The organism is Streptomyces sp. AN091965 (assembly GCF_022698285.1).
Lineage (GTDB): Bacteria > Actinomycetota > Actinomycetes > Streptomycetales > Streptomycetaceae > Streptomyces.
The window spans coordinates 5,598,269-5,611,637 of sequence record NZ_JALDMY010000001.1 but is presented as its reverse complement, the minus strand read 5'-3'; the positions used below and the strand labels follow the sequence as shown (position 1 = coordinate 5,611,637).

General features: G+C 72.8%; 8 protein-coding genes. 5 read left to right on the top strand and 3 right to left on the bottom strand.

The window, feature by feature from the left end; genetic code table 11:
• Positions 1-77: 77 nt before the first annotated feature.
• The 3 genes from MQV74_RS23790 to hemL all read right to left on the bottom strand — a co-directional run bounded on the left by MQV74_RS23790 (position 78) and on the right by hemL (position 3,728).
• Positions 78-1,424, bottom strand: coding sequence for a hypothetical protein (locus MQV74_RS23790; protein WP_242720756.1), 1,347 nt, complete (start codon positions 1,422-1,424; stop codon positions 78-80).
• A 298-nt stretch (positions 1,425-1,722) separates the two neighbouring features.
• Positions 1,723-2,370: a histidine phosphatase family protein gene (locus MQV74_RS23785; RefSeq protein WP_242729048.1), complete on the bottom strand. Its 648-nt coding sequence runs from the start codon at positions 2,368-2,370 to the stop codon at positions 1,723-1,725.
• A gap of 32 nt (positions 2,371-2,402) precedes the next feature.
• Positions 2,403-3,728, bottom strand: coding sequence for a glutamate-1-semialdehyde 2,1-aminomutase (gene hemL, locus MQV74_RS23780; protein WP_242720753.1), 1,326 nt, complete (start codon positions 3,726-3,728; stop codon positions 2,403-2,405).
• A gap of 368 nt (positions 3,729-4,096) precedes the next feature.
• Between hemL and MQV74_RS23775 the strand changes: the two genes are divergently transcribed.
• From MQV74_RS23775 to fxsT, 5 genes are all read left to right on the top strand, one after another.
• Entirely contained in the window at positions 4,097-4,534 is a 438-nt protein-coding gene (locus tag MQV74_RS23775) for a hypothetical protein (RefSeq protein ID WP_030565229.1), read from the top strand.
• A gap of 160 nt (positions 4,535-4,694) precedes the next feature.
• Positions 4,695-5,735, top strand: a complete 1,041-nt coding sequence (locus tag MQV74_RS23770) for an effector-associated domain 2-containing protein (protein WP_242720750.1) — start codon at positions 4,695-4,697, stop codon at positions 5,733-5,735.
• On the top strand, positions 5,732-7,351 hold the full coding sequence (locus MQV74_RS23765; protein WP_242720748.1) for a VMAP-C domain-containing protein: 1,620 nt from the start codon (positions 5,732-5,734) through the stop codon (positions 7,349-7,351). Before MQV74_RS23770 ends, MQV74_RS23765 begins: the two co-directional genes overlap by 4 nt.
• 6 nt (positions 7,352-7,357) lie before the next feature.
• Entirely contained in the window at positions 7,358-8,689 is a 1,332-nt protein-coding gene (locus MQV74_RS23760; protein WP_242720745.1) for an AAA family ATPase, read from the top strand.
• Positions 8,686-13,332, top strand: coding sequence for an FxSxx-COOH system tetratricopeptide repeat protein (fxsT, locus tag MQV74_RS23755; protein WP_242720742.1), 4,647 nt, complete (start codon positions 8,686-8,688; stop codon positions 13,330-13,332). The genes MQV74_RS23760 and fxsT overlap by 4 nt, the downstream gene beginning before the upstream one ends.
• The last annotated feature ends 37 nt before the right edge of the window (positions 13,333-13,369 follow it).

Here is a 13,369-nt window from a genome sequence, read left to right as displayed (position 1 = left end):
GGGGATCTTCGACGCCCCCCGCGGTAGCGGAAAGTCCCATTTCAGACAAGGTTTCCGCGTGTTTTCAAGGCGGTGGTTCAGGCCGCGTTGCCGGTGCTGCCGGTGTCCTTCTCGGCGTCCTTGCGGCTGCCGCCGGAGCCCGCGTCGGACAGGAAGCTCTTCCAGCCGCCGGTGGGCTTCTGGCCGACCTCCAGGCTGCGCAGCTTGGCGAGCACCTCGGGCTTCTGCACGTCGAGCCAGTCCACGAACTGCCGGAAGGAGACCAGACGTACGTCCTTCTTCCCGGCGATGCCCTTGATCGCGGCCTCGACGGCGTCCATGTAGATGCCGCCGTTCCACTCCTCGAAGTGGTTGCCGATGAAGAAGGGGGCACGGTTGGACTCGTAGGCGCGCTTGAAGCCCGCGAGGTAGGCCTCGGTGGCCTGCTTGCGCCAGCCCGGGTAGTTGGCCGGCGGGGCCTTCGTGGAGTTCTTCGACTGGTTGGCGAGGATGTTGTAGTCCATCGACAGGACCTCGAAGGAGTGCCCGGGGAACGGGACCTGCTGCAGCGGCAGGTCCCAGATGCCCAGCTTCTTCTCGGGCCACTTCTGGCGGCCGCCGGGCGAGGACGCGTCGTAGCGCCAGCCGAGCTTCTTGGCGGTCGGCAGCAGGTTGTTCTGGCCGAGCAGGCACGGCGTGCGGCCGCCGACCAGCTCCTTCTCGTAGTCGAACGGCAGCGGCGGCAGGTCCGTCCAGCCCGTGTTCGTCCGCCACTTCTTCACGAAGGACTTGGCCTGGTCGATCTCGCTCTGCCACTGGGCGGGCGTCCAGTTGCCGACGGTGCCGGTGCCCGCGCAGAAGTGGCCGTTGAAGTGCGTGCCGATCTCGTGGCCCTCCAGCCACGCCTGGCGGACGTACTTCAGGGTCTCCTTGATGTGGCCGTCCGTGAGGTAGCCGATGTCGGAGGCGCCGACGGCGTTGTTCGGCGGACGGTAGAGCCGCTTCTTCGACTCGGGCAGCAGATACAGCCCGGAGAGGAAGAACGTCATCCCCGCGTCGTGTTCCTTCGCGAGCTTCAGGAAGCGCGGGAACAGGCCGTTGCCGACCTCGCCCGCGCCGTCCCAGGAGAAGATCACGAACTGCGGCGGCGTCTCCCCCGGCTCAAGGGGGCGGGGCGCCTCCGGCTGGTTGGGCTGCTTTCCGGTGAACGCCGTGGAGCCGTCACCGATCGGCTTGGCCGGGCGCTCCGGCTCTGCGCCGCCGCCCTTGCCCTTGTCGGCGGCGGCGGAGCCCGAGTCCCCGGAGCCGGAGCCGCAGGCGGTGAGCCCGAGGGCCGCCGCGGTGCCTATGCCCAGGCCTATCGCGCCCCGCCGGCTCAGCGCACCACGGCTCGCGGCCGGTGCTCCGCCGCCCAGGTCCGTGTCCGTCCGGCTGTCGTCGCGCATTCCATCCCCATTCGTCGCGCCCTCGGTTGTGCAAAGGACAACCACTTAGAGGGCACGACGCCGGGACGGGTTCCGGCCAAGCCGGACCTATTCGGGGCCTATTACAGAGAACAGACATTCCACGCCATAGGGTGGCCACCCCATCACCCGCCGCACACAGCAACCACACAGGAAGCGCCCCCAAGGGGCGCGGGGAACTGCGCGCCAAGGCACGGGCGACCCGCGGCGAAAAGACGGCAGGCGGCAGCGCCAGGCCCGGCCCCGCAGGGGCCGACGCTGCTCAAGCCCAGCGCACCGGCTAGGCCCCGAAGGCCTTGGCCTTGCCCTTCACCGGCTTGGCCCCTGCCAGGAGGTGCTTAGGCACCAGATCCCGCGCCGGCTCCGAGTACCCCACCGACACGATCTTGTCGCCGCGGTACGTGAACGACGTGAGCGAGGCGAGCGTGCACTGCCGCTTGCGCGGGTCGTGCCACAGGCGCCGCTTCTCCACGAAGCTGCGCACGATCCAGATCGGCAGCTGGTGGCTGACGCACACCGCCTCGTGCCCGCGCGCCGCGTCCCGCGCCGCGTCGAGCGCGCCCATCATCCGCACGACCTGCTCGACGTACGGCTCGCCCCAGGACGGCTTGAAGGGGTTGACCAGGTGCTTCCAGTTCTCCGGGTTCTTCAGGGCGCCGTCGCCGACGCCGAAGGTCTTGCCCTCGAAGACGTTGCCGGCCTCGATGAGCCGCCCGTCCGTCGCGAGGTCGAGGCCGTGCGCCTTGGCGATCGGCGTCGCCGTCTCCTGCGCCCGGTCGAGCGGCGAGGCGACGACGTGCGTGACGTCCCGCGACGACAGGTGCTCGGCGACCCGGTCGGCCATCTGCCGCCCGAGCTCGGAGAGGTGGTAGTCGGGCAGGCGCCCGTACAGGATCCCGTCCGGGTTGTGCACCTCGCCGTGGCGCATCAGATGGACGACGGTCAGCTCATCGGCCCCGCTCACGCGCTGACCTCCTCGGCCTCGGCGGCGGCGCGCGCGGCCGCCGGAAGGGCCGCCGCGATCTTCTCGACCGCACGCTCGTCATGGGTGGTGGACACGAACCAGGACTCGAAGGCCGACGGCGGCAGATACACGCCCTGCGACAGCATCGAGTGGAAGAACGCGGTGAAGCGGAACGACTCCTGCGCCTTCGCGCCCTCGTAGTCCCGCACCTCGCGGTCCGTGAAGAACACGGAGAACATGTTGGAGGCGTTCTGGACGCGGTGCGCCACGCCCTCCTTGGTGAGTGCCTCGCCCACCAGGCCGCGGATCCGCTCGGAGACCGCGTCGACCTTCGCGTACGCGGCGTCGTCGAGCAGCCGCAGCTGCGCGAGGCCCGCGGCGGTCGCGACCGGGTTCCCGGAGAGCGTGCCCGCCTGGTAGACGGGGCCCGCCGGGGCGAGGTGCGCCATCACGTCGGCGCGGCCGCCGAACGCCGCGGCGGGGAAGCCGCCGCCCATGACCTTGCCGAAGGTCATCAGGTCGGGCACGACCCCGTCCACCCCGAACCAGCCGGCCCTGCTCGTCCGGAAGCCGGTCATGACCTCGTCGGAGATGAACAGCGCGCCGTTCTTCTCGCACGCGGACTTCAGGCCCTCGTTGAAGCCGGGTCCGGGCGGCACCACGCCCATGTTGCCCGGCGAGGCCTCCGTGATCACACAGGCGATCTGGCCCGGGTGGTTGTGGAAGGCCTCGTGCACGGCCTCGATGTCGTTGTACGGAAGGACGATGGTGTCGCCCGCCTGGGCGCCCGTGACCCCGGGCGTGTCCGGCAGGCCGAGGGTGGCGACGCCGGACCCGGCCGCGGCGAGGAGCGCGTCCACGTGGCCGTGGTAGCACCCGGCGAACTTGATCACCTTGGCGCGCCCGGTGAACCCGCGGGCGAGGCGGATGGCGGACATCGTCGCCTCGGTGCCGCTGGACACCAGGCGGACCTGCTCGACGGGGGCGATCCGGGCCACGATCTCCTCGGCCAGGGCGACCTCGCCCTCGCCCGGCGTGCCGAAGGACGTGCCGCGCGCGACGGCCTCCTGGACCGCCGCGGTCACCTCGGGGTGGGCGTGGCCGAGGATCATGGGCCCCCACGAACACACGAGGTCGACGTACTCGCGACCGTCGGCGTCCGTGAGGTACGGACCGGTACCGGACACCATGAAGCGGGGCGTACCACCCACCGCGCGGAAGGCGCGCACGGGCGAGTTCACACCGCCGGGCGTCACGGCCGCCGCACGGTCGAAAAGAGTCTGCGAAACTGGGGCGCTATACGGGAAGCTCACATGAACCATGGTGTCAGAGGGTCCGGACGGCGCGCCGGGGCCTCCTGCGCGCCGGCTTTCCGGCCGCACCGCCTTCCCTCGGGGCGGGTGGTGCGGAGATCCTGTGGACTGGTGTTTCACCCCACGTTTCGGCGGGTGACCGTGGGGGAGGTCACTGACACGATGATCGGGTTGCGCGGCAAGGCCCGCGCGCCCTGGAAAAGCAGTCGGGTGGAGATATGCAGCGCGGTGGTGGACTGGGCGAGGGGACCGACGGCCTGGGTCCCCGGCGTGCCCGGCGGGGCAAGCACCGGCGAGATGCGGAGGCGGCCCCGGCCCCCGAGCAGCGGGCGCCGGACAGGGCGAGGCGTGACCGTACGGGAAGCAGGAGCAGCGGGGTGGGGGTGACCTACAAGTACTTCGGGGCCCCGGACGGCGCGACCGCGGCCCGGGTACCGATCTCGATGCGGCCCGAGGAGCTCGGCGGCGACGAGCTGGGCATGGGCGGCATGTTCACGAAGATCAAGCCGGAGACGATGGCCGCGATGGTCCTCACCGGCATCGAAGGCATACCCCTGCACAAGGTCCCCCCGCTGGAACTGGTCGTCCTCCACCCCGACTACGCGGTCGTGAAGCTCCCCATGACGGTCGTCGACCCGCTGCGCGGCGTCGGCGAGGAGTCGGTCGGCGCCGCCGCCTTCATCTGGTCCACGGTCCCGGACCGCGGCGGCCCCCGCGACGCGTTCAACGTCTACCAACTCCTGCACGAGTGGCAGGACTTCAGCCACCGCCTGCACGACGCGGGACATCAGGCGTACTGCCTGGTCTGGCCGTGAACGCCCGGTTCCCCGGGTAGGCACCGGGGAACCGGCGGTTACGGACCCGGGACACTCCGGTGCGCGCAGCGCCGGTGCGCGGAGCGTGCGTCCTTCGTACGCTGGCTCCGTACCGGGAAGTGCGCGCCGTCGGATCCGTGCCGGGGGAAGGGGCGGGGCAGTGGCCGAGGGGGATGGGCAGAGCACGCCCGCGGCGGGGCGCGTGCGCGTCCTCACGCCGGCGGGCGACTTACGGGGCGCCGGCATCATGGTGGCGCCCTGCTACGTGCTGACCTGCGCGCACGTGGTCGCGGGCGCCCTGCGCCGGACGAGCCCCGACGCTCCCGCCGACCCGGTCCGCGTGGACGTCGGCGGCCACCCGGGGGTGGCGCCCGGCGAGGCCACGGTCGTGCCCGGCGGCTGGTTCCCCGGCCCGGAGGAGGGGGTCGGTGACCTCGCGGTCCTCACCACCACCTGGCGGCCGCCCCCCGACGTCGGCTTCGCCCGGCTCGGCCCCTGCGGCGAACCCGACCGGCGCGAGGTGAGCGTCTACGGCCACCCCGCCCGCGCGCCCGACGGGCTGTGGTCCAGAGCGAGCCTCGCGGGCCGCGGGGGCCCGCACATGGACTGGGTGCAGCTCGACGGGCTCGACGCCGCGAGCGCCTGGATCGAGCCGGGCTTCAGCGGCGCGGGCGTCTGGGACCCCGCCACGCGCAGGGTGGTCGGCATGCTCACGGCCGCGCTCGGCGACCGGCGCACCAGGGCCGCGTGGATGCTCCCCATGGAGGCGGCGGCCCGTCTGTGCCCCGCCCTCGCCGACGCGGTCGACGGCGGCGCGAACGGCAGCGCGGGCCCGGCGGAGCCCCCGGGCCGCGGCACCGCGGCGGGACCCCGCGCCGAGCGCCCGCCGCCCCAACTCCCCACCGACCGCGAGCAGTTCGCCCTCGCCGACGCCCTCCTGGGGGTGCCCCTGGTCGAGGAGGACCGCGCGGCCACCCTGCGGCGGCTGCTGCCCGCGCACATCCGGCACGGCGTCCGGGACCACCCCAGACCGCGCCTCCAGGTCTTCCACGTCGTGCAGGCCTGCGTCGACCACCGCGACGGCAGGGAGGCGCTCGTGACCGCGCTGCGCATGCTTGACGAGTCGTCAGAACCGGCACGGGCGGCGCTCGCCCTGTTCGACGAGGTGTGGCCGCAGGCCCCGGGCGGCGATGCCCCGTGACGCAGTCCTGGGGACCGCCCAAGATCGTGCTCGACGCCCTCGACGGCGTACCGGCCTTCGACGAGACGGCCACCCTTCGCGAGTGCACCCGCATGGTGGGCCGGGCCCTCGGCGCGACGGTCGCGGTGCCGGACAGCGCCCGGCGGCGGACGTACCTCTCCTCGCTCCTCATGGCCGTCCTGGAGTACGCCGACGGCCTCCAGGTCCTCGGCGGCGTCGTCGAACTCCTCGAAGGCAACACGCGCTACACCGAGCGCGTACGGACCGCGATCGCCGTGGCGGAGGTGCCCTTGTTCCCGCCGGAGGACTGGTCCCGTCTGATGGAGGCGCTCGGCGGTCTCGAAGTGCTCGACGTCGCGGGCGCGTACCAGGAGGTCATGCGGTACCGCGCCGACCCGCTGCCCGCCCACTGCACCGAGCCCTGGCTCGCCGTCGTGCACGCCGCGACGCTCAACGCCCGGCCCGGCGAACTGCCGCCCTGCGTCCTGCTCGTCGAGCACCTCGCCCGCTACGCGAAGGGCCAGCAGCAACAGGACCTGCTCGACTGGGCGATGGAGCACCGCGCCCGCCCCGAGCCGTACGGCGACGGGCCCGTGCGCCCGGCCGCCTGCCGGGGCGAGCGGGGCCGGGGCCGCCCGGCGAGGGCCGAGAACGTGCCCGTCGTGCCGGTCGAGAGCGGCGATCCCGTCCTGCCCGTGGCGGCAGGGGCGGAATCCGGCCTTCTTGGGCGCGGCGTCCGCGCGGCGGCCCCCACCCCCGCGCCCCCGGTGCGTGCCGTGGGCCAGGAGCCGGTGTGGGCGCCGAGCGCCTGTCTGCTGATCCGGCTGCGCCCCCTGCCCGACCCCGACCACGCGGACGAGCGGCTGCTCTCGTACTGGTGGCAGATCGAGGGGCCCGAGCCCTATCCGGTGCGCGGCGGGGATCTGCGCGTCGACGTGGCCGAGCTGCCCGAGCAGGTGAAGTCCCTGGTGGAGGAGGCGGAGACGGGCTGGGCCTACTTCTGCAAGGAGGACCTCACGCTGGAGTTCGTGCTGCCCAGGGAGCTGTTGGGACTGCCGGTCGAGCGGTGGGCCAAGAGGGGCTTCCACGGCGCGGACGGCAGCCTCGGGGAGGACCACCCGGTGCTCCTGCGCAGCCTCGAACGGATGGAGCGCACGGACACCCACGGCCGCTGGGCGCGCCGCTGGGACGCGCTCCTCACCGGCCGCGCGGGCCCCGTGCACTGGTTCCCCGACGACGGCCGCTCCCGGCTGCTCTCGGACCCCCGGCGCGTCATGGTGGTCCTCAGCGACCCGCCGGGCCACGTCGGAGGAAGCGGTTCCGGTGTCGACGAGTTGGCCGAGTCGCTGCGCGCCGGGGTGCCGATCGTGGTGTGGGACAGGCGGGGCGGCATAGATCCGGTGTTCCGCGGCGAGCTGGCCGACTTGGCCGCTCGCACAGGAATCCATCAACTACCCGATGCCGTCCGGTCGTTGCGCATAGAGGCAAAAGCCGGGGATGCTGCTGAGGGCGACTCTACGCTCGGTCGCCACGCAGCACTGCTCTGGGACGATCCGTACCGCCTTCCAGGAGGGGGCGGCGCCATGGCGGATGCTTCCGCACAGGGGGGAGGGTAGGACGCGATGCTTCCCGAGGACGGCGTGCCCCAAGGGATCCGTCCGGTCGGCGCGGCGGGCGCCGAGGACGTCCGGTCACAGGACACGACTGCGGACACGGACGCAGCGGCACCCGCGGAAGCGGCGGACCCGGCGGCCACGGGCCCCGGCCCCGCCGAGGGCGACCCCGGGTCCGGCCCGGACCCCGGCTCCCCCAACTCCGCCGCGCCTGCCGGAACTTCCGGCTCCGCCAGCCAGAACCGCTGGTGGATCTACCGGGGTTCGGGGCAGCCGCTGTACGACACGACCCTGCGCGAGCTGCTGCCCGAACCACCGCCCTGGCGCCGGTTCACCGGCGGGCCCGTGGTGCCGCCGCCCCCCGCCGACGACGACGAGGTCGCGCGCAGGCTCGGCAGCCCTTCGGGGCGCTCCCCGGCCTCCGAACAGTTGCGGCGCGAGGCCGACATGGTCAACGCGGCTTTGCTTCTGCGACGCCCGCTCCTGGTGACGGGCCGCCCCGGCACGGGCAAGAGCAGCCTCGCCTACCGCATCAGCCGCGAGCTGCGGCTCGGCCGGGTCCTTCGCTGGCACATCACCAGCAGGACGACACTGCGCTCGGGCCTGTACGAGTACGACGCGATCGGCCGCGTCCAGGACTCCGCCGCGCTGCGCGCGCTGCGCACGGCGGAGGACTCCCCCGTCGCACCCCGGACGGCCGACGGCGCGACGGCAGCCGACGAGCAGCTCCCCGGAATCGGTGACTACGTCCAACTCGGCCCCCTGGGAACGGCGTTGCTCCCGTACGAGAGCCCGCGCGTCCTGTTGATCGACGAGCTGGACAAGAGCGACCAGGACCTGGCCAACGACCTGCTGAGCGTCTTCGAAGAGGGCCAGTTCCCGGTCTCCGAGCTGCTGCGGGCCCGGCGGCGCCATCCGCGCGTGACCGTCCTGACCGACGACCCGGAGGGCGCCGCGGAGATCACCGGCGGTGTCGTCCGGTGCCGCGCCTTCCCGATCGTGGTCATCACGTCCAACGGCGAACGCGAGTTCCCACCCGCCTTCTTACGGCGCTGTTTGCGCCTGCATATGCCGGATCCGGATCGTACACAGCTCGTCGACATGGTGACGGCACACCTCGCGGAAGGCGCGGCCACCCGCGGCGGGGACGGCGGCGATCTGATCGAGCGGTTCCTGAGGCGCAGCCGGGAGCGCGGCGGCCTCGCCATCGACCAGCTGCTGAACTCCGTGTACTTGACGACATCGGGACGCCTACCCGCCGACGCGGGGGCGCTCGACGAACTGGTCGACGCCCTGTGGCACCGGCTCGACGGGGCGGGGGCGGAATCGAGGCCGGGATGACGGTCGCCGCCGCGGAGCCGCCGCCCGAGGCCGCACGGGAGTCCGCGCGCGCCGGGCAGGCCCCGGACACCCCGAATCCGGACGCGCCCACGTGGACGGAGCTCGCGGACGCCGTGTACTTGGCCGCCTGCCGGGACGCGGCACTGCCGGTGTTCCCGCCGCAGCAGGCGACGCGCGGCACGAGGGCGCGCGGCGCGGTCGGGCCGGGGCGCCCCGCCCCCGATGCCCCCGATGCGCCCCACGCGCCCGGCGCCCCTGACGCCCCGGGCGAGCACCCGGAGGACCGTCCCCAGGAACCCGCACGGGAACGCCCGCAAGAGCACCCCCAGAAGCACCCCCAAGACCATCCGCAGACCGACCACGAGAAGGCGCCGCCCGTCGCCGCCGCCCCCGTCAGGCCGCTCGTCGGCCTGCGCGGCGGCTTCGGCGGTGCCCCGAGCGCCGAGCAGGCCGCCCGCGCCGAGGGCACGCGGCTCGACTCCCTCGCCCTCGGCCGCGCCCTGCGCCCGCTGCGCCTGTTCCGGTCCTCGCCGTACGACACGGCCCTCGACGAGGAGGCCACCGCCGAGCGGGCCGCCGTGGACGGCCTGTGGACGCCGGTGTGCCGCTCGCTGCCGGAGCGGCGGCAGGACCTGCTGCTGCTCGTGGACGACGGCCCCTCGATGGCCCTGTGGCGCCGCACGGCCCGCCAGATCGGCGAACTGATGGAGCAGACGGCGGCGTTCCGCACGGTGCGGCGGCTGCGCTGGACCCCGCACGGGGCCCCGCCCGCCGCCTTGTCCCCCGGCGCGCGCCAACTGGTCCTCGTCGTCACGGACGGCGGCCACGACGCCTGGCGCGACGGCAGCGCCGCCGCGTTCCTGCACCGCCTCGCGGGCACCTCCCCCACCGCCGTCCTGAACGTGCTGCCCCAGCACCTGTGGGACCTCACCCTGCCCACGGTCACGCCCGTCCGGCTGCGCACCGCGTCCCCGGCCGAGCCCAACCGCCGCTACGACGCCGAGACCTGCTCCCCGGAGGCCGACGCCCTGGCGCCCCACGCCGTCCCCGAGCCGGGCCCCGCGGACGCCATCGCCGTCCCGGTGGTGGAGCTGCGCCCGGAGTCGCTCGGCCGCTGGGCCCGCCTGGTGGCCGCGGCCGACACCAGCCAGTGGCACCGCATCGCCGCGCTCCTGACGGCACCGGCCGGGGACCTGCGCGCGGAGGCGGTCGGCCCGGTGCCCGAGCGCCTCGCCGACGTGCTCCTGGACGGCCTCGACGAGACCGACGAGCCGGGCCGGGGCGCCGCGCCCGAGCCGTCGCCGGAGCGGGACCGCGCCGAGCGGGCGGCAGCCGTGGTGCGCCGGTTCCGCGCCACCGCGTCGCCCGCGGGCTTCGCCCTGGCCAAGCGCCTGGCCGCGGTGCCCCTGAACCTGCCGGTCATGCGGCTGCTCCAACAGGCCCTGCCGGGCACCCGGTTCTGGAACCTGGCCGAGATCGTGCTGCTCGGCCTGGTGCGCCGCGGCGACGACACCGCCGACGTCGAGGACGCGTACCGCGTGTCGTACGACTTCGTGGAGGGCGTGCGCGAGGAGTTGCTCGCGCTCGGGCGGCGCGCCGACACCATCGGGGCGCTGCGGCAGGTCCAGGGGTTCCTGGGGCCCCGGCTCGAAGCGCTCTGGGAGGGCGGCGGCGCCCTGGTCGCGCCGGACGGCGACCCCGCGGACCCGCCGATCACGGACCAGACGCGCCCTTTCGTGACCCATCTCTACACCGCGCTCTGCGCCCTTTCGGGGCCCTATCTCGCCCGCGCCAATCACTTGGGAAGGCTGTTGCAAAGCCATGCGGCAGGCCCGCGCGCCCTGACTCGCGACGAAGCCTTTACATCAGGACATAAGCATTCATTACAGTACTCAAAGGCTGATAGCGGGTCAAACTTGAAAAAGAGCCATCAAACTGCGATACGGTACCGGCCGCAAGCCCCGGCGAACACCCCGGACCGCGAGGGCTTTTCGGCGCCGCCCCCATCCCGGGCCGCGTCCTCCACCGCCCCACCCCCCACTGCTCCAAGCCCCTCCGCAACCACCCCGCCCCCCTCTCCCTCAGCTCCCCCTCGCTCCCTTTCTGGAGGCCCCGCCGTGTCTGCCGGTCTGCCGGTTGCCCCGGGCCCGCGCGGCCCGCACGACCCGCCCCGAATCTGGGGGAACGTACCGCAGCGGAACAGGAACTTCACCGGCCGCCAAACCCTGCTCGAACAGCTGCAGGACCGCCTCGGCACCGGAGTCACCGCGGTGCTCCCCGAGGCCCTGCACGGCATGGGCGGCGTGGGGAAGTCACAGATCGCCGTCGAATACGTGTACCGGCACAGCCGTGACTACCGGCTCATCTGGTGGGTGGCCTCCGAGCAGGAGAACCAGATCGTCCAGTCCCTCATCGAACTGGGCGAACAGATGGGGCTCCAGGCCGGCTCCGAGATCTCCGCGGTCCCGGCCGTCCTCGACGCGCTGCGCAGGGGCGAGCCCTACAGCGATTGGCTGCTGGTGTTCGACAACGCCGAAGACCCCAAAGAAGTACGCAAGTACTTCCCCAGTGACGGCCCCGGACGGATCCTCGTCACCTCCCGCAACGTCCAGTGGTCCAGCACGGCGAGCTCCCTCGAGGTCGACGTGTTCGCCCGCGAGGAGAGCGTCTCGCTGCTGCGCCGCCGCAGCCCCGAGCTCCCCGACGAGGCCGTCAACCACCTCGCCGCCTCCCTCGGCGACCTCCCCCTGGCCGTCGAACAGGCCTCCGTCTGGCTGGCCGAGACGGGCATGCCCGTCCAGCAGTACCTGGAACTCTTCGAACGCAAATGGGCCGAACTCCTCCAGTCCGACCCGCCGCCCGACTACGAGATGCCGGTCGCGGCCGCCTGGAACGTGTCCCTGGAACGCCTCCGCGAGGACCGCCCCGACGCCCTCCAGCTCCTCCAGGTCTGCGCGTTCTTCGCCCCCGAACCCATCTCCTGGGACCTCTTCTCCGCCGTCCGCGGCATCTCCGTGCCCCAGGAACTCCAGGCCGCGCTCGACGACCCCGTCAAACTCGGCCGCGCCGTGCGCGAGATCGGCCGCTACGCCCTCGCCCGCATCGACCACCGCCAGTCGACCGTCCAGCTGCACCGCCTGGTCCAGCGCGTCCTCGTCGAGCAGATGAACCCCCAGGAGCGCGCCCAGATGCGGCACGCCGCCCACCAGCTCCTGTCCAACGCCGACCCCAGGAACCCCCAGCGCGCCACCTTCTGGCCGCGCTACTCCTCCCTCCTCACCCATCTGCGGGCCTCCAACGCCGTCGAGTGCGAAGAGGGCTGGACCCGCCGCCTCGTCCTCAACGAGGTGTGGTTCCTGCGGGCCAGGGGGGACTACTCGGCGGCCCTCAACCTGGGAGAACGCGCCGGCGACATCTGGCGGCAGCGGCTCGGCGACGACCACGAGGAAGTCCTCGGCATCGACCAGCAGATCGCCCAGGCCCTGCGCGAGCAGAACCTCGACCTCGACCGCGCCTTCCACCTCCAGGCCGAACTCGTCGACCGCTACCGCAGGGCCCTCGGCGACGCCCACGAGAACACCCTCCAGGCCCAGAGCTTCATGGCGGGCAACCACCGCATCCGCGGCAACTTCTACGAAGCCCGCGAGATCGACCAGCGGGTCTACGAAACGAGCCTCGCCGAATTCGGCCCCGACGACCCCGCCACCCTCCTCACCGCCCACAACTACGCGGTGAGCCTGCGCCTCGCGGGCTCACCGGAGAAGGCACGGGAACTGGACCACGACACGTGGCAACGCCGCGTGGAGGTCCTCGGCGAGGACCACCTCTACACCCTGACCACCTACAACGCCTACCTGCTCGACCTCCAGGAAGTGGGCCGGTACGAGGAGTCGCTCGAAGGCTACGAGCAGCTCGCCGAGGAACTGCGCGACCAGCTCGGCGGAGACCACTGGTTCACCGTCCAGGTGATCCGCAACCTCTGCGTGACCCGCCGCAAGAAGGGCGACCACGAAGGCGCCTACGAACTCTCCACCCCGTACATCTCCCTGGTGCGCAACCGCTTCGGGGAGCGCAGCCGCCAGTACCTGCAGATGGCCATCAGCCACGCCAATGACCTGCGCCAGGTCGGCAAGCTGCAAGAGGCCAGGCAGCTGACCGAACAGGCCCTGGAGGAGCACCGCGGACTCTACGGCCGCGAACACCCGCACAGCCACGCCATGGCCATGAACCTCGCCGTGACCCTGCGGCTGCTCGGCGAGAACGACAGCGCCCTCGCCCTGGACCAGGAGATCGTCGACGGGCTGACCCGCACCCTCTCGGCCGAGCACCCGCGCACCCTGCTCGCCCGGATGAACCTGGCCAGCGACCACTTCGCGCTCGGCCGCCCCGACCGGGCCCACGAGATCGACGCGGCCGTCGCCGAAGAGGCCGCGCGGCTGCGCGAACGGCACCCCGCGAACCTCGCCGTCCAGCTGAACCTCAGCCACGACCTCAAGGCCCTGGGCCGCACGGAGGAGAGCAACCAGATCCTCGAAGAGGCCCTGTCCACCTACCGGACCATCCTGGGCCCGTCCCACCCCGCGACCCGCGACGCCGAGAAGGGACTCAGGGCCAACGCGGACATCGACCTGATCTCGCTCTAGCCACACCGGTCGCCGCTACCTGCTACCGCCGCTCCAC

Bases quoted from the DNA above. Each gene is read 5' to 3' on its own strand.
- MQV74_RS23790 (WP_242720756.1), bottom strand. From the start codon at position 1,424: ATGCGCGACGACAGCCGGACGGACACGGACCTGGGCGGCGGAGCACCG.
- MQV74_RS23785 (WP_242729048.1), bottom strand. From the start codon at position 2,370: ATGCGCCACGGCGAGGTGCACAACCCGGACGGGATCCTGTACGGGCGC.
- hemL (WP_242720753.1), bottom strand. From the start codon at position 3,728: ATGGTTCATGTGAGCTTCCCGTATAGCGCCCCAGTTTCGCAGACTCTT.
- MQV74_RS23760 (WP_242720745.1), top strand. From the start codon at position 7,358: ATGCTTCCCGAGGACGGCGTGCCCCAAGGGATCCGTCCGGTCGGCGCG.
- fxsT (WP_242720742.1), top strand. From the start codon at position 8,686: ATGACGGTCGCCGCCGCGGAGCCGCCGCCCGAGGCCGCACGGGAGTCC.